Source organism: Paenibacillus paludis, from assembly GCF_042610515.1.
Taxonomy (GTDB): Bacteria; Bacillota; Bacilli; order Paenibacillales; family Paenibacillaceae; genus Paenibacillus_AQ.
This window is the reverse complement of the sequence record NZ_JBGJZP010000010.1, coordinates 254,239-281,232: the sequence shown is the minus strand read 5'-3', so window position 1 is coordinate 281,232 and position 26,994 is coordinate 254,239. Positions and strand designations below refer to the sequence as shown.

21 protein-coding genes are annotated in these 26,994 nt (G+C 49.4%); 5 read left to right on the top strand and 16 right to left on the bottom strand.

The features are described from left to right. Positions 1–329 precede the first annotated feature (329 nt). Positions 330–1,220 carry a helix-turn-helix domain-containing protein gene (locus ACAN56_RS20720; protein ID WP_379145509.1) on the bottom strand — a complete coding sequence of 297 codons (891 nt, stop codon included), beginning with the start codon at positions 1,218–1,220 and terminating at the stop codon, positions 330–332. 255 nt (positions 1,221–1,475) lie between these two features. Here ACAN56_RS20720 and ACAN56_RS20715 point away from each other — a divergent pair, with 255 nt between their 5' ends. After that, positions 1,476–3,932 (top strand): pectate lyase family protein, encoded by a 2,457-nt coding sequence (locus ACAN56_RS20715; RefSeq protein ID WP_379145507.1) that lies wholly within the window; start codon positions 1,476–1,478, stop codon positions 3,930–3,932. A gap of 129 nt (positions 3,933–4,061) precedes the next feature. Here the strand turns inward: ACAN56_RS20715 and ACAN56_RS20710 are convergent, their stop codons facing one another. Continuing rightward, positions 4,062–4,892, bottom strand: a complete 831-nt coding sequence (locus ACAN56_RS20710) for a methyltransferase domain-containing protein (RefSeq protein WP_379145504.1) — start codon at positions 4,890–4,892, stop codon at positions 4,062–4,064. Positions 4,893–5,067: 175 nt separating this feature from the next. Next, complete coding sequence (locus tag ACAN56_RS20705; RefSeq protein WP_379145502.1) at positions 5,068–6,447, bottom strand: polysaccharide deacetylase family protein; 1,380 nt, start codon at positions 6,445–6,447, stop codon at positions 5,068–5,070. A 256-nt stretch (positions 6,448–6,703) separates the two neighbouring features. Between ACAN56_RS20705 and ACAN56_RS20700 the strand changes: the two genes are divergently transcribed. Further along, positions 6,704–7,897, top strand: a complete 1,194-nt coding sequence (locus tag ACAN56_RS20700) for an AI-2E family transporter (protein WP_379145500.1) — start codon at positions 6,704–6,706, stop codon at positions 7,895–7,897. On the opposite strand, the gene ACAN56_RS20695 is transcribed toward ACAN56_RS20700, so the two are convergent. From ACAN56_RS20695 to ACAN56_RS20660, 8 genes are all read right to left on the bottom strand, one after another. Then, entirely contained in the window at positions 7,858–9,663 is a 1,806-nt protein-coding gene (locus tag ACAN56_RS20695) for a peptidoglycan D,D-transpeptidase FtsI family protein (RefSeq protein WP_379145498.1), read from the bottom strand. The two genes, ACAN56_RS20700 and ACAN56_RS20695, sit on opposite strands and share 40 nt — an antisense overlap. A gap of 174 nt (positions 9,664–9,837) precedes the next feature. After that, complete coding sequence (locus tag ACAN56_RS20690) at positions 9,838–11,907, bottom strand: methyl-accepting chemotaxis protein (protein WP_379145496.1); 2,070 nt, start codon at positions 11,905–11,907, stop codon at positions 9,838–9,840. A 50-nt stretch (positions 11,908–11,957) separates the two neighbouring features. Next, entirely contained in the window at positions 11,958–12,920 is a 963-nt protein-coding gene (locus ACAN56_RS20685) for an acetylxylan esterase (protein ID WP_379145493.1), read from the bottom strand. A gap of 122 nt (positions 12,921–13,042) precedes the next feature. Beyond that, complete coding sequence (locus tag ACAN56_RS20680; RefSeq protein WP_038588149.1) at positions 13,043–14,065, bottom strand: glycoside hydrolase family 130 protein; 1,023 nt, start codon at positions 14,063–14,065, stop codon at positions 13,043–13,045. A 73-nt stretch (positions 14,066–14,138) separates the two neighbouring features. After that, positions 14,139–14,972 carry a carbohydrate ABC transporter permease gene (locus ACAN56_RS20675; protein ID WP_038588146.1) on the bottom strand — a complete coding sequence of 278 codons (834 nt, stop codon included), beginning with the start codon at positions 14,970–14,972 and terminating at the stop codon, positions 14,139–14,141. A 5-nt stretch (positions 14,973–14,977) separates the two neighbouring features. Next, positions 14,978–15,859, bottom strand: coding sequence for a carbohydrate ABC transporter permease (locus ACAN56_RS20670; RefSeq protein ID WP_038588143.1), 882 nt, complete (start codon positions 15,857–15,859; stop codon positions 14,978–14,980). Between the two features lie 158 nt (positions 15,860–16,017). After that, complete coding sequence (locus tag ACAN56_RS20665) at positions 16,018–17,388, bottom strand: extracellular solute-binding protein (RefSeq protein WP_038588140.1); 1,371 nt, start codon at positions 17,386–17,388, stop codon at positions 16,018–16,020. A 332-nt stretch (positions 17,389–17,720) separates the two neighbouring features. Next, positions 17,721–18,494 (bottom strand): response regulator transcription factor, encoded by a 774-nt coding sequence (locus tag ACAN56_RS20660; protein WP_038588137.1) that lies wholly within the window; start codon positions 18,492–18,494, stop codon positions 17,721–17,723. A gap of 275 nt (positions 18,495–18,769) precedes the next feature. Here ACAN56_RS20660 and ACAN56_RS20655 point away from each other — a divergent pair, with 275 nt between their 5' ends. Genes ACAN56_RS20655 through ACAN56_RS20645 form a run of 3 tightly spaced genes read left to right on the top strand, consistent with a single transcriptional unit; the run spans position 18,770 to position 22,128 of the window. Beyond that, a complete protein-coding gene (locus ACAN56_RS20655; protein ID WP_379145488.1) occupies positions 18,770–19,720 on the top strand; it encodes a glycoside hydrolase family 113 in 951 nt (316 codons plus the stop codon). A gap of 21 nt (positions 19,721–19,741) precedes the next feature. Continuing rightward, positions 19,742–20,956 (top strand): AGE family epimerase/isomerase, encoded by a 1,215-nt coding sequence (locus ACAN56_RS20650; RefSeq protein ID WP_379145486.1) that lies wholly within the window; start codon positions 19,742–19,744, stop codon positions 20,954–20,956. Next, entirely contained in the window at positions 20,956–22,128 is a 1,173-nt protein-coding gene (locus ACAN56_RS20645; RefSeq protein WP_038588128.1) for a glycoside hydrolase family 130 protein, read from the top strand. Before ACAN56_RS20650 ends, ACAN56_RS20645 begins: the two co-directional genes overlap by 1 nt. 128 nt (positions 22,129–22,256) lie before the next feature. On the opposite strand, the gene ACAN56_RS20640 is transcribed toward ACAN56_RS20645, so the two are convergent. The 5 genes from ACAN56_RS20640 to ACAN56_RS20620 all read right to left on the bottom strand — a co-directional run bounded on the left by ACAN56_RS20640 (position 22,257) and on the right by ACAN56_RS20620 (position 26,990). Then, positions 22,257–23,198, bottom strand: coding sequence for an alpha/beta fold hydrolase (locus tag ACAN56_RS20640; protein WP_379145483.1), 942 nt, complete (start codon positions 23,196–23,198; stop codon positions 22,257–22,259). 120 nt (positions 23,199–23,318) lie between these two features. Continuing rightward, positions 23,319–24,104 carry a class I SAM-dependent methyltransferase gene (locus tag ACAN56_RS20635; RefSeq protein WP_038588125.1) on the bottom strand — a complete coding sequence of 262 codons (786 nt, stop codon included), beginning with the start codon at positions 24,102–24,104 and terminating at the stop codon, positions 23,319–23,321. Positions 24,105–24,144: 40 nt separating this feature from the next. Next, complete coding sequence (locus ACAN56_RS20630) at positions 24,145–24,474, bottom strand: hypothetical protein (RefSeq protein ID WP_379145480.1); 330 nt, start codon at positions 24,472–24,474, stop codon at positions 24,145–24,147. Between the two features lie 99 nt (positions 24,475–24,573). Beyond that, the gene (locus tag ACAN56_RS20625; RefSeq protein WP_076114236.1) at positions 24,574–25,638 is read right to left on the bottom strand and encodes a LacI family DNA-binding transcriptional regulator; all 1,065 of its coding nucleotides are present in this window, start codon (positions 25,636–25,638) and stop codon (positions 24,574–24,576) included. Further along, a complete protein-coding gene (locus ACAN56_RS20620) occupies positions 25,521–26,990 on the bottom strand; it encodes an ABC transporter substrate-binding protein (protein WP_379145477.1) in 1,470 nt (489 codons plus the stop codon). The genes ACAN56_RS20625 and ACAN56_RS20620 overlap by 118 nt, the downstream gene beginning before the upstream one ends. Positions 26,991–26,994: the final 4 nt, after the last annotated feature.

The following is a 26,994-nucleotide window of genomic DNA, read 5'->3' as shown; positions in this document are numbered from 1 at the left end:
TGGGTTTTTAGGGCTGTAGACCCCTCACACCCCCATCATACGAGGCGCTCTTGTTTTTGTCTAAGCTGAAAACTTAGCGTATACAGGAATGTTTACGAGTACACGAACCCGCTGCAGGCTTTAGGGACCCTACTTTCAATACTAAATTCCCTGCTTCCCCAGAACTCTTCCAGTTTGAAGTCACGCTCTAGGTATCGTGAATGTGGGTTAGTTCATCCTTCTCAAATGCCTGACCGATAAAGAACTCAACATCTTTAGGCCTAACAACTTTCATGTTTAAATGTTCTTCTTCAACACATATTCTATTCGCCTAGGCAACAATCTTATTTTCAATCCTCGGATACTTTTCGGCGGAATTCATTAGGGGTTATTCCATATTCCTTTTTAAAAACACGATAGAATGAGCGCAAACTGTTGAATCCGGAATCAAACGCGATATCGGTGACCGGATGGGTAGTTGATAACAGCAGCATGTGGGCAAAGGCTGCCCGCTGTCCATTAATATAATCCCGAAAAGAGATGTGGAACTGTTCAGAAAAGATGCGGGAAATAATAAATTTGCTGATGCCAAGCTCTTTTGAAAGCGTATCCAGATCTATATGATCTAAAAAGTGAATGTCGATATAAGCGAGAATTTTGGGAATGAGATCCACTTCTTTCTTGTAGTCTACTTTTTTCATTAACAATAATGGCAAAGCGTGCCCTAGTACTACAGAGGTGTAAGCCTTGAGCAAACGATTGTCACATTGTTCTTTATATAGTGTATACAAGGTTGTCAGCAGGCCCGGAAGCATCTGATGCTTGGGGATTACAGGGTTATCCGGGACATGATTAAACAACTCCCCCGTGAAATCCCCCGGAAATGTGGCATCGAAAAAGATCAGCAGGATCTGGTTCTTCTCTATCGTTTTGTAGCTATGAGGTTGATTGGAAAAAATGATCGCCATGTCCCCCTCAGACAAAACATAATCTTGTCCATTGATGCTGATATTGATTTTGCCGGACAAAACCATCGTGATCTCTACATTCTTATGCAGATGAAGAGGATAGGTGTTATTGGTTGAAATAAAGGAATGAAACGCCTGGTCACGATTCTGATATTTAATATTCATCTCTTCCTCCCTATCGTCACGGAATAGCAAGCAGTGAAATTTCTGCAATACTAAGAACATAATATGGATTTGCTCATCTGCGCAAGAACCAAGAGCAATAGTTGGCACAAAATAATATCTTTTTGGCAGGTAAATGCAGCCTAAAAGTTTTAAAGTATTAGCAGTAGTCTGCTTGTTGCAGTAAAAAGAAACAAAAAATCACGTACGTACCCACAACATTTGACTGAAAGGAGGAAGTATAACAGGAGCACTGCCTCAAGATAAGGCTGCATCCATGTTATACGTCAAAAGATGAACAGAAAGAGTAAAAGATTCAACAAGGTTTTAGCCGTTTTCACGAGTATTTCGGTAGCGTTTTCATTTTTGGGAATCCAGCCTCTTGATGCCTCAGGACAGGCAGATGGAGACAAGATTTTTACAGGTGCCTCAATTATAGCCTTTCCGGGCGCGGAAGGTGGAGGCGCCTATACCAGCGGTGGCCGGGGAGGCGATGTATTTATCGTAACCACCCTCAAAGATTACGCTGTCAATGACAAACCGATTGAAGGGTCTCTTCGGTATGGGATTGTATCTACACCTAAAGAGGGGCGTACGATTGTTTTTCATGTTTCCGGAACGATTGAACTGAAAAGCACCCTGCGGCTCAACAATATCAAAAACCTGTCCATCGCCGGGCAAACCGCCCCAGGCAATGGAATCACGATTGCAGGTTGGGATACCGATATCAGCAATTCGGAAAACATCATTCTTCGCTATATCTCTTTCCGTCCGGGTGCCACCAATGTATTTAGCGGCAGCGATTCAATGGATGCGCTTTGGGGCAGGGACAACAACTACTTCCTTATTGACCATTGTTCCTTCAGCTGGAACACGGATGAAACCTTATCGTTATACAGAGGCGAAAACGGTACAATCCAGTGGTCCATGATTTCGGAAAGTCTGACTCTGTCCGGGCATACCAAAGGAAGACATGGCTATGGCGGTATTTCAGGCGGAGATAAAACAACGTTCCATCACAATCTGTACGCGAACCACACCTCGCGCAACCCAAGGCTGGGCGGCGGTTATGCAGGTGCTGCGGATGCAGAGCATGTCGCAGTTGTTCAGTTCTCCAACAACGTAATTTATAATTGGGGCTTTAATGGAACTTATGGCGGGGGTTTTACCTTCACTAATTTTATGAACAATATCGAAATTGCCGGTCCAGGTACAAGAGATAACGTGACTCAAAGGGTTATTGATGCCGGGGAATCCAAGAAGCTTGGCGGCTTCTACATCGCGGGGAACCGAATCAGCGGGGAGCTTACTGGTTTGCTGAATGAATCCTCTGATACTGTGAAATTTTCCGGTGACAACAGCGGTGATCAAATGACGAACTTAGTAAGCAAGCCGTATCTTTCGGCGGACAGTACGGGGGTAAATCACGGTACTACCAATAAAGCATTTGATGATTACGTTAATTCCGGTGTAAAACCTGCTAACCAACCGTTACTAAGAAGCATTCTGCAACAAGCGGGAGCTACCTACCCGCGTCGCGGCGCTATCGACGCAAGAATTGTTGCGGAAGTAGAGCAAGGCTCGGGAAGATATATCAACACGGAACATGAGGTTGGGGGATACCTCTCGGCCTTTGGTGTCGTAGAAAAACAGAGAGAGGATCAATTTGACACCAATCAAAACGGCATAGACGACAAGTGGGAAAAGAAGAATAATATCTGGGGCATCAAGGATGCCTATAAAACAATTACAGAAAGCGGTTATACATGGCTTGAACTTTATACTAACGGTCTTGCCGGTATGGACCATGTTGCCGAAAATCCCGAAGCCAGCCTCATGGCACCAGGGAACAATACCCAATTTGCTTTAGGGAAAGAGATCGAAGTTAAAATCAAAGCCTCTTCCAAATTCGGACATAAAATAAAGAAAGTTGCTGTATACAATGGATCTAAATATCTTGGAGATGCAGTGAAGAAAGGCAACACTTACACCTATTCGATCAAGGGACTAGAGGATGCTTCCCACTATATCTCTGCAAGAGTCACGGATACCAAAGGAAATGAGACACAAACCACTGCCGCCAACATCTATGTCAATACCTCCTCCTCTGCTTTGGCTGGCAAGGGCTGGACCTCCAAAGATATCGGCAAGCCGGACATTAAAGGTTCCGGAAGCATGACCGGCGATGTGATCACCGTTAAAGGTAACGGAAAGCTTGGAAGTAGCGAAGGCAGCCTTGAACGATCAGATGCGAACAATGCGGCCAAAGACGACTTTCACTTTGTGTATAAAGAAATGAACGGAGATATGGCGGTTACCGCGAAGCTGGAGAAGATTGGAGACGTTGACAACCATGCCTTCACAGGACTGATGATCCGCGATGACTTGAAAGAAGACAGTGCTGCTACGGCCCTAGGCCTCTCCTGGGTGAAGTTATTTAAAGCTACCGCCTGGTCAGCTTATCTGACGGGAAGAAACCTTAAGGGCGGAGAATTTGATGTATTGACCGAAACTTTAGACAGCCCTTCTGCTGCCGAAAAAGCCGGGATTCAACTACTTCCGGATATTCCGTTCAAGATTAATGGTGTGGAGCAAGGCTATTGGCTTAAACTTGGCCGTCAGGGAGATACTTTCTATGCTTATGGATCTATAGACGGAAATAAATGGACACCGATCGGCAAGCGGACAATCGTTATGCAAGGTTCGGTATATGTCGGATTTGCTGTTGACAGCAATGATGTTGCAAATGTGATTGAGCAACTGAACTATGCAAAGTTCTCCAATATTACTGTAGAGAATAAATTTGCCCCTATTGGCGACTAGACTGTATCCGGGGATGCTATGAATAAACGCTAAATAGTGTGATCTTCTGCACAGATGTTACACCAACACGGCAGCAGGTACAACGGATGCCGTGTTGGTGTGTTTGTTAGGATAAGGTTACCCGTTCGTTCAGCGGTCCTCTGGTTTTTTACCACATGCCATCACAAAGGTCATCATCGCATAGGCTTCAGGGGAATTATTAAAATTCTCAGAGACTTGTTGTAATTGTTCATATTCTTCTTCATTGATAATTCCCTTATTGTAAAAAACCCTAAACCGGTTAATATCAAACTGCCGTTTAAAACCTTCCATTCCATGAAGATCACTATGCTGGATAACAGTATCCATATCTAAATCGCTATAACCTGCCTGTGCTAAGAGTCGTGGCAGCCCCCTGCCGATATACCGATTGCCCCCTTTTGCAGCTTGATGATCCGCCAGCTTCTTTATCACAGAAGGCAGTAAATCCACATCCGGGCTAACCGCTCCAAAAATCCCGTCATCAATATCGATAATGACAAGCTTCCCCCCAGGCTTTAGTACACGATAAATTTCTCTTGCAGCCTCCACCGGATTATGCAAATGAAGAAACAGTAACCTTGCAATAGCAAAATCATAGGAATGATCAGGGAGCCCGGTGTCATAAACAGAAGAATGTACAAACCGCAGTTTGGACGAAGGGATATGATGTAACCGGTTTTTAGCTTCAGCCAGTAGCTTTTGATCAATTTCCAAAGCTGTAATCTCACTTTCCGGCAAACTATGAACCAATTGTTCGGTAACGAAACTGGGACCACTTCCAAGTTCTAACACGCTCATTCCATCCTGCAGCCCATACCATTGTAAGTTACGAAACTCTTTATCCCACCCCATCATTGTTTGTACTTTCAGCCGCTCAACCTCTTCTTCAAAACCTAGAGCAACATTGCCAATATTGTAAGTAGAATTACGCTCTTTCATATGTCACCTCCGTGATAAAACAAAATATTCGACAGTCCTTAAAGTGATTCCTTTCTTTATCACATTGCATATTTCCTTATACAAAAACAAAAAAATGCCCCGTCAGCCAATTACGGCTGCCGGAGCATTTTAAGCCAGCTATATCGAATTATATAAAAGTTCGGGAATCCTCAAATCAATGCATAACCGTCGCTCCCGGCAGTTCAGCTTCCAGGGTCAACTCTTCTTCGCGAATACACTCACGCGGGTTCGCTTGTTTCTGCGGGCGCTGCTGATTCATCTGATCCAAGAGCTGTGAAGTGGGCATCAGAATCATCTTGGGGATCAGAGCCTCGCTGCGGACTTTCAGCCTCTCACCGCCTGAGGGATGAATAACACTAAGCAGAAGACTTAAATAAAACTTGGAGGAACGGGCAAACCAGCCGTTCGGCAGATCCAGGACCATGAAGCCGAATTTTTCCGGCCCGCGGTTGAGCATGCTGACACCGTACAGCGCCTTGGCCTCGGCCAAATCCACATCGCCGGCAATTTGCTCCGCAAGCACCGGCAGATCCTTTTCCATCCTGCGGATCATGCGGATTGCAAGCTGTGCCGAAGAGCGGGAATTCATGCCAATCTCGAACAGCTGCCGATTGTCGATATGCAGCTCAATGACCTTATCGCCTTTGTTCAAGACCTCGCCGCCTTCCATCTGCACGGGGCCGCCTTGATATTTGCGCAGCCGGTAATGGAGGAACGGGTCAGCCGGTGAGATCGTCTTTAAGCGGAAAAGGAACTGGAAGACTTGCTCCCAGGCCAGCCACAGGCCGACAATCAGCCGTTTGCCGTAGGAGATCCGCTGAATCGGCGAGTTCTGCACAGTCTTAATCATCTGGTCGATCCGGATGCTGCGCAAGCCCCGAAGCCGCGCTTCCTCGAGCATCCGTTCCAGGGCAACCAGCATATGCTCCGGCGCTTTCGGATCTGCACCGAGTGTTGTCCCGCAGTCATGGAGCAGCATCACTTCGCCCGGGTTCAGCTTGTCGATCAGCTTCTCGGTCAGCCGGTCTGCGCCAAGCTTCTCTTTCCAGTCGCCGAACATAGCCGACCAGAGCACAATTTGAACCTGGCGGCGTTTGGAGAAGTCGAACAGATTGACTATCCCCCACGGCGGACGGTAATAGGTGCTCCGCTCCCCGGTAATACTGAAAATAATATCATCCGTGCGTTGAATCTGCCGCCTGACAGTAGCGGGACGCATCACCCAGTTGCTCTTGTGCACATAATTATGAATGCCGATAAGATGTCCCTCATCATGCATACGCTTAATAAGTTCCGGATTCTCTTCGGCATGCGCCCCGACTACAAAGAAGGTCGCCTTGGCATCATAACGTTTAAGCAGATCCAGTAAAAGTGGTGTATAGTGCGGATCAGGACCATCATCAAAGGTCAGAGCAAATTCGGAGCGCCCAATCCCTTTGCGGAATACGCGGTAACCGAAGATCCGGCTGATCATTCCAGGAATGAACGCATAAAAGGTCGAGATGTAAAATAACCAGAGCAGCAAAGTCTGCATGTATATTCACCGCTTTTCCAGAGTTGACTTTGGCTCGTCTTACGTCTGCAAGCAGATATTCGGGTACGGCCAAGTAGAGTATAATATGCCTCGCGGTTTTTAGGTGAGCAGAATCCCACGAAAAAACGTTACCCCCTATTTTAACACAGGTACCAAAGAAAAAGACGCTTTTTTATTAAAATCGTGTACAATGAATTGGAGTCTAAATTGTCAAATTTTCTAAAAAAGTAATCTGAAAAAGGAGTCGTTTATACTTATGCTGCCGCTGTACAAAAAATATTGGCGCACCTTCTTTGATATTGGTTTGGTGGTGCTGACGGTGTATCTCGTAATGCTAGGTTTCAGCAAGCTGTATCAACTGGCCGCACCGGTATTCCTGTCTTTTTTTGTATTCCTGCTGATCGAGCCGCTGGCCCGCTTCCTGAACCGCAAGGGAATGGGCAAACCGTTCGCCTCCGCAATTTCCGTACTGCTGTTTCTGATTATTCTGCTGGGCGTCTTGTTCGGTGCGGGACTGCTCATTGCGACAAAAGCCATTCAATTCTCGGATAGCTTACCTGAATACACAAAGATGCTTCAAATGCATTTTAAAGAAACCACCACTTATCTGCAGCATAAGATTGATGCGCTGCCGCCTGATCTTACAACGAAATTAAATGGCTATTTCACCGATGCCACCAACATTCTTTCCAAGTGGATGGTCAGCTTCTTTAAGTATATGGTCGGTGTGCTTGGCTCTTTCTCCTCCTTTATGGGTAATTTCGGCGTTGCCATTATTCTCGCTTTTTTCCTCAGCATGGAGATCAAGGACTGGCGCAAGATCGCTCATGATAAAATGCCCAAGACCTTTAAGACGGCTTTCGCTTTCGTCCAAGGGAACGTTTTTAAAGCCATCGGCTCCTATCTCAAAGCCCAGCTGATCTTGATCAGCATCACTTTCGTTATTGTGCTGGCCGGTCTGTTCATACTGAGAACGGGAAATGAGATCACCATGGCGCTGGTATGCGCTGTATTTGATGTGCTGCCGCTGCTTGGGGTATCGACGATTCTGATTCCCTGGATCATTTATTTGTTTATCGTGGGCAACACTTCGCTTGCGATCGGACTGCTCGTCCTGCTGGCGGTTGTGCTGATTGTGCGCCAGCTGCTGGAGCCGAAGATTACCGGCAATTCGATCGGCGTATCCTCAGCGTTTCTGATGTTGTCCTTTGTACTCTTCTCCATGTCCGCCTTTGGCGTAGCCGGACTGATCCTGTCTCCGATCCTGCTTATTCTGATCAAAGAGCTGATTCAGCAGGGTTATCTCCAGCGCTGGATCTACCTGCCACAGGAGGAATTTATCGTTTCACCGTTCGCAGCAGCCGAACCTTCGACTGCCGGAGGATCTGTCACCGGTGAAACAGAACCCTCTCAAGCTCCCGAAGACGCGGCCAACAAGTCGAATACCTGACCAAACAGCTTAGTTGCCGTATGGGCACTGCCGGGGGCCACATTCTCCACAGCGATGGATACGGCATACCGTGGATGGTCAAACGGACCGTAGCCGATAAACCACTGATTGTTGCGCGGTGCTCCCTTCACTAGGGTCTGGGCCGTGCCCGATTTGCCGGCCAGCGGCCAATGTGCGTCTTGCAGGCGTCTGCCGGTTCCCTCTGTGACGACCAGCCGCATCCAGGACAACAGCAGCCTGGACGTCGACTCCGAGATTTGTCCGGCGGAAGCCGGAGCCAGGTGTCCCGGCAGCTCCTTAAGCGTCTGGCCGTTTCTGAACGCGACCCGCTGCAGAATGCGCGGTGCTCTGACCTTGCCGCCATGCAGCAGCGTGACGACAAGATTGGCCGCCTGCAGCGGCGTCACTCTTACATCCCGCTGGCCAATGGCTGTCTGCACCCTTGCTCCGCCGTCATCCGGCAGCAGGGTCGTAAAGATCGTTCCTTGCTGCTCCCCGGCGAGCGGCCGGAGCAGCGGCAGGCCAAGCGTGTCCTTCGCTTGCCAGCCTACATCTCTTCCCAGGCCAAGCGCCAGTGCGGTGGCCTGAAGCTGCGCGCCGCTCAGCCGCTCGGCGAGGGAAGCAAATACTGTATTGCAGGACACGGCGAACCCTTGCGCCAGCGTGAGGGAACCGTGTCCTTTGCCGTTCTGGCAGGACAGACCGTATTTGTCATAATGCCCCGAGCAATAGAACTTCTCGTCCGGCGAGGTGATCCCGGCCTCCAGCGCGGCTGCGGCCGTTACAATCTTAAAGATGGAGCCGGGTGCGGCTGCCTGCAGTGCCCGGTTATTCCACTCCCCGCCTTCAGGCGAAATATGCCCTGGATTATAAAAGGGCAGAGACACCATCGCCTGTATATCACCATTTTTGGTATCCAGCACTACCACAGCTCCCTCTTTCAATCCCGCCTCCGTAACCAGCTGCTCAATTCCTGCTTGAAGCTGCTTATCAAGCGTCGTATAGATCGACAAGGGGTAATAGGGATTCCCTGGCGCCTTCACTTTTATAGGGCTGCCCGGAAGCCGGTTGCCATGCGCATCCACCTGGGCATATGCCTCCGTGTGACCAACACCTTGAAGCAGCGGTTCCAGGGTTTTTTCCAGCCCATCCGTTCCGGTCAGTGGAGTTCTTAGTCCCGTGGGTGAGTCCTTTGCCTTCGTCTTGGAAGCCTCCGACATATACCCCAGCCATTGCCGTCCTGACGCTTCATTCTCATATCTGCGGGAGAACGGCAGGACTCTGACCCCGCCCAGACCCAAATGCTCCACTTCTTGTGCCTGCTGCGGTGTCAGTGCCTGGGGGGTCTTGGTTGTGGCAGAGGGCCATAGAAACGGCTCCTTCACTCCGGAGATTCTGCTCTGCAGCTGCTCATATGGGACTCCGAGGATCGCGGCAAGACGACGTTGAGGTTCCATTCCCGCTTCCGCTCCCGGGCTAATGGCAGCAGCAGGTTGTTCTTCCTGCGGAAAAAAGGCTGCCGCCCAAACGGTTTCACCGGCAAGCGGATTTCCTCTCCGGTCATAGAGCCGGCCACGCCCGCTGTCCAGCACGGTCTCCCGCTCACTCTGAATCTCAGCCATCTGGGCAAGAGAATATTCCGCACCGGGGACCGGCTGATTCTTAAGCAGCAGTTGAACCCATGCCAGCCTTAGAATGAGGACTGCAAGCAGTGACGACAAAATAAGCAGGCCCCAGAATATACGTTTATGGATTACCTTATGCAATGCCATTCCTCCTGAATGTATGTGCGAATCAGCCAACTGCGTTGTTCCTGGGATCTATTATGCCCACCTTGCTGATTTATTACATTGGACGGTTCAAGGTAAGGAAAAAAACCGCTCTACCCGTAAATGGGTGGAGCGGTGTAATGGATGCATTGCTTTTTTGCATGCAGACGGTTAGACACTGAATTTGGACAGTCTCTCCTTAAGCATGCTTGAAGCATGTTCCAGCTTGCCGGAAAGTTCAACCAGATAATCGCTCACATTCTGCTGCTCACCGCTTAAGGAAGCAACCTCCTCGGAGGCAGCTGATGATTCCTCCGCGAAGGAGCTTACATTGCCAATCGTCTCTGACAGCACTCGTTGTGACTGGTTAAGTCCGTCGACCGATGAAGAGACAGATTCCAGCCGGTCGATGAAATGATTCATCTGTTCCTGTACGGATACGAAGATGTCGCTGGTATTGCGGACAGAAGTCACCTGTTCATTGAACAGCGGAGCTACATCCGATAACGCAGCCACAGTCTCATTCATATCGTTCATGATCTTGTCGGTAATCTCAGCTACAACCGTAATGGAACGTTTGGATTGGTCGGCCAATTGGCGGATTTCATCGGCCACGACCATAAAGCCCTGGCCGGCTTCCCCCGCTCTTGCCGCTTCAATCGTAGCATTTAGTGACAGGATATTAGTCTGCTGCGTAATATTCTGCATAACCTCAAGCACTTTAATCACCGAAGAAGCAGTTTCCTTCAATTCATTGACTTTCACCACGAGATGATGGGTCATTTCGCCTGTCGATTGTGTTCTGCCGAGCAATTCCTTTAACTTCACAACGCCTTCTTCACTAGCTTGTCCTACACTATGCGCCGTGCTTTCCATCTCATGGGCGGCAGCAAAAACCATATCCATCTGCCCGGAGATTGCCGCGGTCATTTCGTTTCCGCGGTCCGCTTCCAGAGCCAGATTGCCTGCACCACCGGCAATCTCTTCGGTCGCCGCAGCAATATCCATTGCCGCAGCAGCCGTCTTGCGTGATGCACTGCCTAGTGCATCGGCGGTCTCCAGCACTTCGCGGGCGGTCTCGTTGGTATGGATAACCAGCTCTGTAATCCGCTCCATCATTGCATTAAAGGAGCTGGACAACTGGCCGATCTCGTCGCGGGAAGTGATCTTGGTCCGCACACGCAGATCGCCTTCGGCTCCCTGAAACATCAAGTGCCTCAGCTTTGATAGCGGCCTCGATACCATCCTTACCATCCACAAGCCGATCATAATGGCAATTACTGCGGCTGCGCCAACCGCTATGTACGTAGTGTTAAGAATACGCGCGGCATCCTTGATCAGATTCTCAGCAGGCACCACCCCGAGTACTTTCCAGCCGGAGCTCTCCAGTGTGCCGTATACCGCAAGTATGGATTCGCCTTCCTCATCCTTGGTCGGCAGCGAGCCTGAGGTTTGATTAACGCCTTTCAGCAGCGTTCCGCCCAGCCGCAAATACGTATCTGCCTCCTGGTGCTGTGAAGAGGCAATCAGCTCGTCTTTGTCCGTCAGCAATTGAATGTAGGAGTCCATTCCCAGATTGACTTTGCTGAGATGGTTCTCCAGTTCTGTAGTCTTGATATCGCAGACAGCGATGTAGCCGGTGCCGCCGGCATCCCCAGCGATGGATTTGGCGAAATGCAGCACTCCCGACTGGTCCCCTTGCTTCAATGCCTGCGTAATCCATAAGCTCTGCGGTTTCTCCTGCAGCTGCTTGAACCAGGAGGATGCGCGGATCTCCTCCACAAAGGCGCTGTCAGTCGTTCCCGTTGCAGAGATAGGGAGACTGGCATTTAACGGTACAAGGTACACGGCTTGAATCCCGCTTACTGCAGAGAGCCAATGTTCCAGCTCCCCGGTGATCACTTTAGACTGCTCCTGAGGTTGCCCGAAGTTTGCAGGAGACTGATTACCTTGCGTTACTGCATTCTGAATATCCTTGTTGTAAAAAAGCTGTCCCAGGCTGTCTTCAAACCGCAGCAATATTACGTCCAGCTTCTCTGCCGTTTGTAGGACCGTCTGCTCATTGGAGGACAGCGCGTTGTTCTCGATCGTTTGTCTGGCTACGGAATACGAGGTATATCCGAGGGACAGGACAATTCCCATCGTGGCGATGAAGAACACGAGAAATAGCCGCATCCCCAGCGACTTGGAGGGATGCAGCCGGGTTAGGAACCCTTTACTGCCTTTTGCTTGCTTGCTCAAAAAAATTCACCGCCAAATCTACTGTTTTCTTGCAGGGAGGATTACACCCGTTACAAGGTCATGAACGTCTGAAGCGTCCGATCAGCAAGATATGGAAGATACTCATGACCGTATTCATAATAAACCATGAGGTCTTTTGATGCTGTGATTTTATTGTATGCAGCAAATTGTGTTGAAGGAGGACAGATTGTATCCGCCAAACCGGTCACCCACAGCACTTTAGCCTGGATCCGGTCCGCCAAATTCTGAATATCAATATAACCCAGCCGGTTGAAAATCTCGTCCTCGCGCAAATGATGCGGATCAAAAAAGCGGAAATAGTAGTTGATCTCCTCATACGCCGAGGTTGTGATATTCGTTTCCCAGGCCCGTTTGTAATCGGACAGGAACGGATAGACCGGCACAGCTATAGCAATGCGCGGTTCAAGCGATGCGCAGGCTACAGTAAGTCCGCCGCCTTGCGACAGGCCGAAGGCGCCAACCCGCGCCGGGTCAACTTCAGGCATCGCCATCAGAATACGCGCCGTCTGGGCGGTATCCAGAAATACGTTGCGGTAATAAAGGTTGTCGGGATTAGGATCATCAATACCGCGGATAATATGGCCGCGGATCGTGGTTCCCTGCACTGTGAGATTGTCTTCGGACGGCCCGCCCTGACCCCGGCAGTCCATCGCCAGCACGCTGATTCCGTGAGCGGCATAAGTGACCTTCTCCATCCAGTCCCCGCTGTCGCAGGAGTAGCCGTGGAACATGACAACGCCCGGTCCCTTTTCTTGTGCCGCCTTCTTCGGTCTTACATATTTGCAGTGCACTCTTGCTCCGCCTACGCCGGTAAAATAGAGATGGAAACATTCCGCCAGCTCGCTGGTAAATTCCGCAGGCACAAGTTCATAATCAAGCGGCTGGGTGTTAAGGTCGTTTAGCGCCCGTTCCCAGAATAGGTCGAAATCCTCCGGCTTCGGGCTGCTGCCCCCGTAGGCTTTTAATTGGGACAGGGATCGTTCATTGGTCACTTATCATCTTCTCCTTAGGGTGGTGTGAAATTTTGGGAAATGGGGCGGCGGTTGCCTTCACCCGTTAATCAACAATCAAGCAGAAGCCTCAGAGGCTCCTGCTTATCTTTTTGCCGCCTGTATTAGATCTTGCCCAAGCCCGCGTCGTCGCCGACTTCCTCATGGGTATCAATCACATAATTAACGATTTCCTGAACAGTCGTATAAGCAACGCCTACATAAGTATCTGCAGCGCCGTAATAGATCGCGATGCGGCCGGTTTCGGCATCATTCAGCGTAGCGCAAGGGAAGAGCACGTTGTTCACGAAACCTCTTTCTTCGTACCATTCTTCCGGTGTCAGGACGAAGTTCTTGGAGCGGTATTTCACTCTCGACGGCTCATCTTTATCCAGAATAACTGCGCCCATGCTGTATACCAGACCGTTGCAGGTTCCGGTTACGCCATGGTAGAACATCAGCCAGCCTTCGGAAGTTTCAATCGGAGCAGGGCCGCCGCCAATTTTGGTGCTTTGCCACCAGCCTTGACCGCCTTTGGTCATCACATGGCGGTGTTTGCCCCAGTAGACGAAGTCAGGGCTTTCGCTCAGGAACACATCCCCGAACGGGGTATGTCCGCTGTCGCTCGGACGGGAGAGCATCACGAAATTGCCGTTGATTTTTTTAGGGAACAGCACGCCGTTACGGTTGAACGGCAGGAACGGATTTTCCAGGCTGATGAAGGTTTTGAAGTCCTGGGTTTTCGCTACGCCGATAGCCGCGCCGTAGAAATCCGTACACCAGATGATGTAATAGGTATCTTCGACTTTCACCAGACGAGGATCGTAGGCATAACGCGGCATGTACGGATTGCCTTCTTCATCAATGAATTGAATCGGCTGATCGTCGATTTTCCAGTCCAGACCGTCAACACTGTAGCCCATCCGCAGATGTGGACGGGTCGTGTTGTCCTCTACGCGGAATACACCGAGAAAGCTGCCATCATAAGCAACAACCGCACTGTTAAAAATCCGTGCAACCCCTTTAGCCGGATTGCGCTTAATTACCGGGTTGTCATTATGTCTCCAGACCGGGTTTTCGTTTCCTGCAGGTCTGTCCTGCCATGGGATATTCGGCAAACCATTTCCAATCAACTTTACTTCTTTCATAGTTAAGTCTCCCTCCAAAGGTACTGCAGCCCCGCTGCAGTTCTTAAATGTAATGTGTTGAATCTACCTGTAACTATTTTACAGAACCTTGAGCAAACCCGTTATAAATATATTTTTGCAAAGAGACGAAAGCGACCAGTGTCGGGATAATCGCAATCATGATCGCGGCGCAGATAACCTCCCACTGCGAACCGTACGGGCCCTTAAATTTAAACAGCGCAGTCGAGACGACCTGCAGGTCACTTTTTGGCATGTACAGGAATGGGGTGTAAAAATCATTGTAGATATTTACGCCCTTTACGATAATGACCGTTACGATGGCAGGACTCAGCAGCGGCAATATAATCCGCCAGTAAATGGTCCAATACGAAGCCCCATCCAGCATCGCAGACTCATCAAGCGACTCCGAAATCGAATCCAGAAACTGCATGAAGATGTAAACGGCGATAATATCTGTACCCAGGTACATCAAAATCGGCGCCCAGCGGGTATTGAACAGCTCCAGGGAGTTGATGATCTGGAATGTAGCCACCTGAGTCGTCACACCCGGAATCAGCGTAGCCAGCAGGAAGGCGCCCATCATCAGCTTGCTGCCTCTGAATTTGAAGCGGGACAGGATATAAGCCATCATCGAACCAGTCAGTGTTGCACCGGCGATTGAAATCACCACGATAATGATCGTGTTCTTGAAGCCAAGCAGCATTTTGCCGTCGACAAAGGCCTTGGTGTAGTTCGAGAAATTCAGCCAATTTTCCGGCAGTGTTAGCGGTCCGGTCGAAGCATATTCGGCGTTTGTTTTTAGTGAAGCGAAAAGGACGACAACGATTGGAATAAGTGCCACCAGCGCTCCTAACAGTAAGGTGAGGTATTTGAAGAAAGAAGCAGCAGTATATTTAAAAGTATGCATAGTTCTTACTTCTCCTCCTTGATCAGAACACGCTGTAAAATGGTAACAAGTATAACTATGCCCAGAAGCAATACGGCCATTGCGGAAGCAAGGCCAAGCTTGCTGTATTTGAAGGCCACATCGACGGTCTGGATGACAAACGTGCTGCTGCCATTGGACCCGCCGGTCATGACATACGGAATTTCGAAGACACCGATCGCTCCGCTTACCGCGAGAATCAGATTGAGCTGCAATATACGTTTGATGCTCGGAATAATAATATGTCTGAACTGGTGCCAGCGGTTGGCGCCGTCAATTTCCGAAGCTTCATAAATATCACTTCCGATCGAGGAAATCGCTCCAAGGAAGATGATAAAGTTCATTCCCATGTATCTCCAGACGGAGGCAAAAGCAAGGGAAATATTGATCAGATGAGGATTTAGCAGCCATTTCTGCTGCCAGGCTCCAAGTCCCAACAAATCAAGCAGTGTATTGAGAGTCCCTTCCGGCTTGAAGAAGAACAGGAAGATAAAACCGATAGCCACACCGTTAAGCAGTGTCGGGAAGAACAGAATTCCCTTGAACCAATTTTTCATCCGGACATTAAAGCTTAGAATGGTGGCAAAATACAGCGCCAGTCCCATTTGGACAAAGGTAGCAAAGAAGTAATACAAACTGACTTTAAATACGGAAAAATACTCCGGTTTGGTAAAGATGGTCTTATAGTTTTCGAGCCCTACATATTCCATCTTCTTGCTGAGTCCATCCCAGCTCGTGAAGCTGTACTGGAACATCTTGAACACCGGTAAATACGAGAAGGTTAACAGTAAAAGAAGCGGAACCAACGAAAATAGAAAAATAATCAAAATCCGCTGATTTTTATAACTCAAGTTAGACAATTTGGGCACTCTCCACACCTCCTAAGAACAAATGCTTTATACTCCAAATCCAGCTCCAGGCCGCAAAAGTGAAGGGGAAAATGCCTTTTTGAGCATCTTCCCGTTCTCTTGAATCTTTCTTCACCCTGCGTTTTATCAAGTTAAAATGTTATAGCAGTCACCGGCACTTACTTTGCAGCAGTAACCTTTGCTCTTGCTTCTTTCCATTTATCGTTCAGATCTTTCATGATATCGTCATAGGAATCTTTGCGGTTACCGATAGCCGCTTCAATGATCACTTTCTTGAAGTCAGGCTGCCAGAGGCCAATTTGAGCTTCCTTGTCGATGGCATCAACCCAGCCTTCTTCTCCAGCTTTAGCAGGAGCCAGTGTATCAAAGGTTACTTCCGTGCCTTCAAATTGTTTGAGGATTTCAGGAAGCTCAGCACCCTTAACCGGGCTCATGCCGCCGCCTTCAGTAGTCGGATAGCCGGATTCATTAATGAACCAGTCCAACCAGGCTCTTGCTGCTTCTTTATTTTTACTGTGAACGCTGACACCCAGGTTGTAGTCATCAGACAGCGGAACCAGAACCTTCTCGGCATTGGTAGGGAATGGCATGAAGCCTACATCGTCAGGATTTGTAGCCACTCCTTTAATTTGGCCGATCGCCCAGGATCCGAGCATCATGGTACCGATTTTTCCGTTAGCCAGGTCAGCCTTGGAAGATTCCCAGTCTGTTGTTGTAGGATCTTCTTCAATCAAGCCGTTCTTAGCTGCATCGTACAGTACTTTGTACAGGTCATAGTGAGGTTGTCCCTTAACGAAGTTGTCATCGGAAGCCACTTGAGCGATATTCACATAATCGCGGTTGCCGGCAACGGTAGCCAAATCCGCTTCCCATTGAGTCAATGTCCAACCGGCTGCATAGTTCGTGTACAGCGGAACAGCTTCGGTTTTATCTTTGATGCTCTGCAGAGCCGTCATGAACTGGTCCATCGTTCTCGGTGTTTCCGTAATGCCCGCATCTTTAAATACTTGTTTGTTGTAAATTACGCCGGAGAAGTTAACAGTGATTGGAACACCGTAGGAAACTCCGTCTACCGAACGTTCTTCAAGCCCTGTATATTTCTGTTCAAGGTCGGACATTTGGCCCAGCGGCTCGAAAAAGTCCGGCAGATCCTTGATCGCTACGCTTGTAGGCAGCAGCAGCACGTCACCGTAATCGTCGGTGCTCATACGGATTTTGATTTGATCCTCATAGCTGGAAAGTGCTTCAAAGTTCACTTTTACGTCCGGATATTTCTCATTGAATTTTGCTGCGTAATCTTTGAATACGGTATCAACAATATCCGTTCTTTGTGTAATCACAGTGATTTCGCCTTTGATGTCCTTGGCGGCATCACCTTCAGGAGCAGCAGTAGCCTCCGTGTTGGTTCCGGCGTTTCCTTTATTGTTCGCTGTTTCATTCTCCGCGTTGTTGTTCGATGAACAGCCTGTGAACAAGCCAGCCATTAGCGTAAGTCCCATTAAACCAGCCATTACTTTGCTTTTCTTCATTGCTTTTGACCCCTCTCTTTTATTCACGATTCTAGATAACAAAATACTAACACTCTATATCACTCATGATTGAGATAAATCACCGTTAATTCGTGTTTTGTCTGCAATCGTTATGAAAAGAATGATGGTATCGCTTACAAATATATTATAAATCGTTTCCAGAACCAAAACGATGGTTTCAATTGTTTTTTCTGGTCTTCAATTTGTTATTTTTGTTTTTCTAAATTTAAATTTGTTATCTACCTTATATTAAACAACCTGAAAAGGAGGGCTTTCGCCCCCCTTTTCACGAATCATTTCCTATTAAAGAGCAGATTACTTGGTGCCGGATGCTAGCTTTTCGGAGTCCTGCATCCGCTTTTGTAATCCTTTGGTGTCATTCCGCACATTTTCTTGAACAGCTTGTTAAAATATACAGGATCGCTGTAACCGACCCTTTCGGCAATTTCATAGTTTTTGAGATCAGGCTGTCCAATCAGCAGCTCCTTGGCTTTCGCGATACGAATACCGATAAGATAATCCGTTATCGTCTGGCCGGTCTTGAACTTAAACAGGCGGCTGATATAACTTGCGTTCATGCCAACGGTCTCTGCCAGACGCTCCAGCTCAAAATTTTGGCCATATTCCTTCTCCAGAATGCTTTTGGTCTGTTCAACCACATAATGCTCTCCACCCTCGGGAGCCTGAGCTGGAGGATTCTCCTGTTCAGGTACGGCAATCTTCAGTTCCTTGTTCTCCTCCACCCGCTTCAGCAGCTCGTACAATTGTGCCTTCTCTATCGGCTTAAGCAGATAATCCAGTACGCCGTGACGCATGGCCCTCCGGGCATAATCAAACTCGCTAAATCCGCTCAGCACAGCGATGGATAAATTTTTCATATGGCCCCTGGCCTCTTCTATCAGCTTGAAGCCGTCCATCCTCGGCATCTTGATGTCCGTAATCAGGAGATCAATATCCTCAGGGGCCAGCTTGGAAAGATGCCCCCAAGCCTCCTGTCCATTGCCGTATGAGCCAATGACCTCCACTTCCAAGTCCATGCGGGAAGTAATCTTCTCCAGCCCGCGTCGTATTACTTCCTCATCGTCCGCAATCATGACCTTAATCAATTCGAAACCGCCTCCAATTGTAAATCCGTTACGAATGATTGCGCTACCATTTCAATTATATGCCTCATTAGCCGGTTAGAAAATGTGTTGTGTTGCTCTTTTATAGTCTTCAGTTTACTTTAATTAATTCCCCCTTGAAATCAAACACAAAAAGGTATATAACTAAATTGTATTGTTGTTATTAATAAATAACAATATTATAATAACAACACAACAAATATTATTATTTGTTAGCATTATTTTATCTATTCTTCTAAGTAAAGCGAGGTTTCCAAATGTCACTGCTTAATGATTATGTCGGAGGTGTCACCTGGGGCTTTATGGGCAGACGCGGAACCTGGACTACTGAAGCAGCCGAAGCTTCGATGGGGCTTATGAAATCGGTTACGGGTGCGAACTGGACCGCAATTGCCTTCAGCGCCATTCAGGCCACTCCGCAATCTACGGAAATTCCGTACTGGGAGAAGCCGACAGTCACCGACGAAGAAGTAGTCTGGGCGATCCGCAAGGCCAAAGAGCTCACTTTAAAGGTCTGCCTGAAGCCGATTGTCAATTGTGCAGACGGCACTTGGCGCGCTCATATTAACTTTTTCGACAAGGATGTTCCCTGCGAGCCCAAATGGTCGGAGTGGTTCCGCTCTTATACTGACTTTATCCTGCATTATGCTGCGATCGCTGAAGAAAGCGGTTGCGAAATGTTCTGCATCGGCTGTGAGCTGGTTCAGACCGACCGGCGTGAAGCCGAATGGCGGACCCTGATCGCTGAGGTACGCAAGGTCTACCACGGGATCATTACTTACAATTGCGACAAATACCAGGAGGATAACGTGACCTGGTGGGATGACCTCGATGTGATCTCCTCCAGCGGATATTATCCGGAACAGGACTGGGAGGCCCAGCTTGACCGGATTGAAGCGGTGGTGAAGTCACACAACAAACCGTTCTTCTTTATGGAAGCCGGTTGTCCCAGCCGTACCGGGAGCGCCGCTATCCCCAATGACTGGACGTTACAAGGTGAACCCAGCGAAGAAGAGCAACGCCGGTTCTACCAGGCGATGTTCGGCAGCTGCGAAAGCCGTGAATGGGTACGGGGCTTTATGTTATGGGATTGGCCTGCACACCTCTACCCGCTTAAAGAGGCGGCAGACAATGATGATTACTGCATGTACGGGAAGTCGGCAGCAGGTGTCATCAAAGCGTATTATGGCTCCAAAATCAATAATTAACGATGGGAGTGGACCAGAAAAATGAACAGCTCACCCGAAGATTGGCTAAAGAAGCTGGAAGCGGAGTTGCAGGACAATATTCTCGGCTTCTGGATGGAACACACGCTGGATGAACAACACGGCGGCTTTGTTGGTGAAATTGATAACCAGTTGAATGTTGTCGAAGGCGCAGAGAAAAGCCTTGTGCTTAATGCACGAATTCTCTGGACGTTTGCGAGTGCTTACCGCATGTACCGCAAAGCTGAATACCTCTCCATGGCTGAACGTGCCTACAGCTACCTGCTGGAGCATTTCACAGATAAGGAATACGGTGGATTTTACTGGATGGTAGATGCTTTAGGTGCACCTTCCCAGCCGAAAAAGCAAGTATACGGCCAGGCTTTTGCCATCTACGCGCTAGCCGAGTTCCATCATGCTACGGGAAATTCGCAAGCCTTGGAACAAGCGGTTGAGCTGTTCCGTCTCTTGGAAAAGCACGGTTATGATCCGCTTTATAAAGGATATATCGAAGCACTGTCGCGTGAATGGCATGTAACGGATGATCTGTCGCTAAGCGCCAAGGATATGAATGAGAAGAAGTCGATGAATACACATCTGCATGTGCTGGAGGGTTATACCGGCCTGTACCGTGTATGGAAATCCGAGGAGCTGAAGGTTAAGCTGGCCGGGCTGATCGAAACGATGCTTGATCATATCATTGACACGGAAGGCAAGCATTTCCACCTGTTCCTGGATGAGGAGTGGCATGTGAAATCCGAGCTCGTCTCCTACGGCCACGATATCGAAGGCAGCTGGCTGCTGGTGGAAGCCGCAGAGGTGCTTGGCGATGAGAAGCTGCTCCAGCGCGTGCGCACAGTTGCCCTGAGTATGGCAGAAGCTGCGCTTGAAGAAGGTATCGCCAGCGACGGGGGCATCTGGAATGAGGCCGACGGCAGCGGGCTGCTGAGCAAGGATAAGGACTGGTGGCCGCAGGCTGAAGCTGTTGTCGGCTTCTACAATGCCTATCAGCTGACAGGGAATCAGCGGTTCCTGAATGCTGCCGAAGGCGCCTGGAACTTTATTGACAGCTATTTAGTGGACCGCAAGTATGGCGAATGGTACTGGGGTGTTGACGAGAAGCTGCAGCCGCTCGCGCATGAGCCGAAAGTCAGTGCCTGGAAGTGTCCTTATCATAACAGCAGAGCCTGCTTCGAGATGATCGAACGTCTTAAATCAACTATAAAGGAGAATATCTAATGACAACTTTATTCGAAGAACGCAAAGAGCAATTAACGGCACGTTATGAAGCCCTGATCGGACGCAAAAATGAGAAGGTGCCTTACGGCAACGGGACTTATGACCGTTATCAATATCCGCTGCTCACCGCGGAGCATGCCCCGCTGATCTGGCGTTATGATTATAATCCGGCAACCAATCCTTATTTTGCTGAAAGAATCGGCGTTAACGGCATCTTCAACCCGGGCGCCATTGAATTGGATGGCAAGTTCTATATCGTAGCCCGCGTTGAGGGCAATGACCGCAAATCCTTCTTCGCCGTAGCCGAAAGCGACAGCGGTGTAGACGGCTTCCGCTTCTGGGACCATCCGGTTGTATTGCCTGAAACAGAAGATCCGGATATCAATGTCTACGACATGCGTCTGGTTAAACATGCCGATGGCTGGATCTATGGCTTGTTCTGCACCGAGCGTAAAGATCCGGATGCTCCGCACGGCGACCTCTCCAGTGCTGTAGCCCAGTGTGGCATCACCCGTACCAAGGATCTGAAGACCTGGGAACGTCTGGCTGACCTGAAGACCGGTTCCGCCCAGCAGCGCAATGTCGTGCTGCATCCTGAATTTGTGGATGGCAAATATGCCTTCTACACCCGTCCGCAGGATGGCTTCATCGACGCCGGTTCCGGCGGCGGCATCGGCTGGGGATTGTCCGATACAATCGAAAACGCCGTAATTACCAGCGAGTCCATTATGGACCAGCGCTATTATCACACCATCAAGGAAGTGAAAAACGGCCAAGGCCCGGCTCCAATCAAAACTCCGCGCGGCTGGCTGCACATCGCCCATGGCGTACGCAATACAGCAGCAGGACTGCGGTATGTGCTCTATGCTTTCCTGTCGGACCTGAATGAGCCTAACAAAGTTACCCATGCTCCAGGCGGTCATTTCATCGCTCCAGACGGTGAAGAACGTGTCGGCGATGTATCCAACGTAGTGTTTTGCAATGGTGTTATTGCCCGCGATAACGGAGAAATCTATATTTACTACGCATCCTCCGACACCCGCATTCATGTAGCTACCACTACAGTTGACCAAATGCTCGACTATGTGCTGAATACACCGGAAGATCCGCTTCGTTCCTATGCCTGCGTACAACAGCGCATCGCACTGATCGACCGTAACTTGCAGCTATAATTGCCTACACTTCATACGTAAAAAGAGTCCGCCGGGTTGATCTCCTGGCGGACTCTTTTTTTATATTTATATGGGCTGAGGTAAGAACCGGCAAGCGGAATGACCGATTGCCCGCCGGTCCATCTGCATCAACTTGTCATCAGGTCTTTAATCGCAGCAATAATCATATCCGGTCTATGTATTTGAATTGAATGCCAGCTGTTCTCAACGAGAATGTGTTTTGTCTTCGGGGTTAATTGGGATAACCGTTCCTGCCCCCGCTTCCATTCATCAGTCTGCATGCTCGCACTTAATACCGTAATCGGTAGTTCAAGGCTCAATGGAGGTGACATTGACAGTTGGCGGGCACTCTCCTCCGCAAACAGCATTTCAGCGTACGCTGTCTTGCAGGCGTTATTCCGGTATCCTAGTGCACGGGTAATTCTTTGGACAGGAGCAGGTAATCGCCTAGTGCCGACATGCCTGCCGAGCAGCCGGAGTAGACCCGTCGGCGATAATAGATAACCTAATCTGTATAGTGCGAGATTGGCTCTCCATTGCTTGTGTCTGAGCCCACTCATCTCTGCTGCAAGATACCTACTCTCATGCACTGCGTCCACTAGAAGCAGTCCCTCAACTTCATCCGGATATTCCACTGCAAACGATCTTACAATCATGCCGCCGTAGGAGTGGCCAACAAGCAGATATGGAGGTTCGCAATCCAGTGCCTGCAGCAAGTCTCTGAGCTTCACGGCATAGTTTCTGCAGGTTGCCTCTTCCAGCGGCTTTCCACTCCATCCGAGCCCCGCACGGTCGTAGGAAATGACTTTTGCAAACCTGGAAATCTCCGGCTGCACAAGCGTCCAGTCCAGTGAGCAGCCTCCCATCCCCGCCTCCAGAACAATGGTATGAGCCCCTTGTCCCGTGAGCTGAGCATGAAGGCAGCCTTTGTCCATGCCCACCAGTTGTCCCTGGGGTTTATATCTGGAAACATCCCTCTGCGTACATAACATCTGAATCATCGTCAGCGGAAAACAAATGACCGAAATGAAGCAACGCAAGCCTCTCTCAATGCGGGGAATCCCAGCCACTGCACATCACACCTCTCTTGGTTTCAGGTCAAATTATACAGGTGGCGGAACAGCGCAAAAAGAGAAACTAAACTTGCATTTTTTCCTGTTTTTTGAGATTTGAGCAGACTTAGTGCCAACTTACACCGCTGCGCGAACGATGTAATTATCCAAGGTTGCCTGCAACCCTTGGGATGACTGGTGCTGATTGAAGATCCGGCTGATCTCAGGCATACATTGCAACACCATTTCGTGAACCGCTGGTGTCTGGCCAAAACAGCGCAACCGCACAATATCCAGCGGCTCATGAAAATACTGCTCACTCGTAACAATCTCGATTTCAGCGCTTGTAAATCCGCTTGCCTCGAGCCGTTGATTGATCTTGTCCAGTACCGGAGTTCCTTCCGGCTGAGGTGCAAACAGCCCGGGAAAGAGCCTGGACAGCTCTGGCGACAAACGGTCGCCGGGATGGAGAGCAAGCAGCCTCCCGCCTTTAGTGAGGATTCTCGTAAGATCGGAGTATGCGGAGGTCGGTCCTTTACGGTTGTAAGCACAATCAAATTGTCCGTCTTCGAAGGGAAGCTTGTGCTTGGTATTGGCCGTAACAAAAGAAACATTGGAGAGGGCTCTGTTGTTGGCCGATTCAATAAAATCAGCAGTGACATCCAGCCCGACAATTTGCTTCACCACAGGACTCCAGCGAATCGTAAAATCCCCGTGGCCGCAGCCGATATCGAGCACTCTTTGCCCTGGCACCAGCCCTGCAACCTCCTCGGCGAACATCGCCTCCGCATCGGGCCCCGTGATCGTGGAATTCCAGGGGTACGTATATTTCCCCGTCGCCCCTCCCAGTCCGGCATACCATTCAAATGAATGCGGCAGTCTCCAATCCGGGTGTTCTGTCGGATCTGCTAACGTCTGGTTCATTCCATCTCCTCCTGTCTTCATCGTAAAGTACAGCAGCGAATCAGCTATAGAGTTCGCCGTCATCCCCTTGTACTCTTGCTCCCAGCGCAGCAGAGATTTCAATCATTTTCTCAATGACAAACTCATCCGCTCTGTGTACAGTAATTCTGCCTTCCTTATAGCTGAACGGCACACTGAAATCTTCGACAGACCAATAAAAGAAATCCCCTTCAAGGCTCATTGTTCCGAATGGGCCTTTCATGGAGAGCATATTAGTATACTCAAAATTATCTCTCTGGTCAAAGCAGGACTTTGCCTCTTCGAGAGAGATCGGATTATTCATACTTTCGGTCCAATGTTCGGCCCGGGTAAGATGTACATTATAACTCACTAGAACTCCTCCACTATATAAACTTATAATTCTTCTAGTATGGGATTGGCCGTGACTACAGAGAATGTTTGGACTTCCGGCCGCTGTTGCTCCTTCCCCTTAGCTCTGCGGTCCGGCCGCTGAATCCCGGTGGACGATATCCGCAGCGATCAGAATCTTCTCCAGCGGTGCTGACGGATTATGAATCCGGTTCAACAGCTTCTCCACTGCCGCCCGGCCCATTGCCTCCTTGGGTACATGCACAGTAGTAAGCGGCGGAACACCTCTTGTTGCATCCTCGATGTTGTCAAATCCCGTAACCGAGATATCGCCTGGTATGGAGAAGCCTTCTTCCTTCAGCGCCTCGCTGACTGTGAGCGCGATGAAATCATTGGCGCAGACTAGCGCAGTCGGCATGGTTTTGGCTTTTTTCCGCTTCGCCATCCATTGGTTGAACTGCTCTTGAATGATTGCGTCATCCATACCTTCCAGCTGAAGCATCTCGTCATCACCGGCAGGGGGCTTCAATTCACTCTCTTCCAGGGCGCTGCGGAAGCCGATCCAGCGGTCGCGGAAGCTGCGCGAGTAGCGGATATTACCGATAAAATGCAGCAGCTTATGCCCAGTTGCCATCAGGTGGTTGCTCAGCCGGTTCATGGAATCAGTATTGTTGGCGAATACTGTATCACTCGGAATTAGCGGATCTTCATGATCAATCAGCACCATCGGCAGTCCGATACGGTGCACCTCCAGCAGCAGCGAGGTAGAAATCTGTCCTACCCCAACCAGGCCGAGAAGACCGTTCGGGTTCAGAATATTGACGAAATTATCTGCACGGTGCTCGGAAACAATCACCATTCCGAGGCCTTCCTGATCCAGCGCAAGTGCGATACCGTCAACAATTTTGCCCCAATAGAGGGAATCCTGAGTCTGTGAACGGATATTGGGCATCAGCACCAGCACCGACTGCTTATTCCGGTCGCTCCCTGAGCCCTGGGAGGAACGTTTTATATTTTGCACGTATGCATTCTTCTGTGTGAAATAGCCAAGCTGTGAAGCAGCCTGGATTACCCGCTCTCTGGTTGTTTCGTTGACGCCGCCCTTGCCTGAAAGCGATTTGGAGACGACAAACTTGGATACACCGAGATGATCGGCAATTTTCTGCATGGTAACCTTTTTAGCCATATGAAAACCCTCCAAAATAATCTTGATTTATAAAACAATTCCCGTTTATGGCTGCGGAGAAGCCTCCTGCCCTGACGCGCTTCCTTCCACTTCTCATTCAACATGTCAAAAGACTGCTGTAAATCCGGCGCGGCAAGCAGCTCCTGAATATAATCTCCTGACCAGAACGACAGCTTCGCCCGGTTCGCCATCTCTATGAAGGCGTCACTTTGCACCGTAGCCTCAACCAACCGGGGATTGTAGGAGAGAAACTCGCGGAATGGCTCCATAGAAGGCTCTGCAGCTCCCTCAGGAGGCAGGAAGCCCCAGTCAGCCGTGTAAGAGGTCTCTTTTACAAAATACTCCACCCAGGCCTTGGAAAGCTCCTTATGCTTGCTGAATTTGCTGACTCCAATGAACCAGTCCGGATTGAGCGGAGCATAATGTTCACTGCTATTGTCATACGGAAACGGGAAGAATCCGATATCCCCTTCGGAAGCACCGGCATCCAGCACCTGGCGGATCGTCCAGTTTCCGAGCAGATACATGCCGACCTCCCCCTTCGCCAGCTTGGTCTTGGAAATCTCCCAGTTGTTCGAGAACAGCTCGTCCTCCACATAACCCCTATCAATTATCGTTCTGGCAATGGACAGAGATTGCCCCCATGCATTATCAATCTGCCACGGGCTGTCCTCATGAACCATGTTGTTCATGTATTCGGGATCACCGGTCATAAAATTGACCATATTATTCCCCCATTCCCGCAGCGGCCAGACAGCTCCGTAATTTAAGTAGACGGGGGTAATTCCCGCCGCCTTCAGCTTGGCGCAGGCAGCGTAGAATTGTTCAAGGGTCTGCGGAATTTGCGTAATGCCCGCCTGCTCGAAAGCCCGCTTGTTATAGACGATTCCACTGGTTGTCGTACCTGTAGATAATCCGTACCTCTTGCCACCGTAAGTGGCGAATGTGGTGAATCTTTCCTGGGCGGACATTTCATTATCCAGCGGCTCAAAAAAAAGCTCAAGCTCTTTCGCCGGCAAATTAACGGGCAGCAGCAGAACATCCCCGGCGTCCTTGGTCGATAATCGGACGAGAATGTCGCTCGCATAATTGGACAAGCCTTCGAATTCCACATTAGCTTCCGGATACTTCTTTTTAAACTGGTCGGCATATCCTTTGAAGGTTCCATTCTCAATCAGATCGATTCGATTCGTCAGCATGACAATCGTGCCTGATAAACTGGATGCGCCCCCGTTCACGGCAGCTGATGCAGCAGGCTCCTTGCTGTTGCTGCGATTCTCGCAACCCGCTGACAGCAGCAGCAGAACCAGCAGCACCGTTTGCACAGGCCAATGCATTTTAATCCTCTTCAAAGTG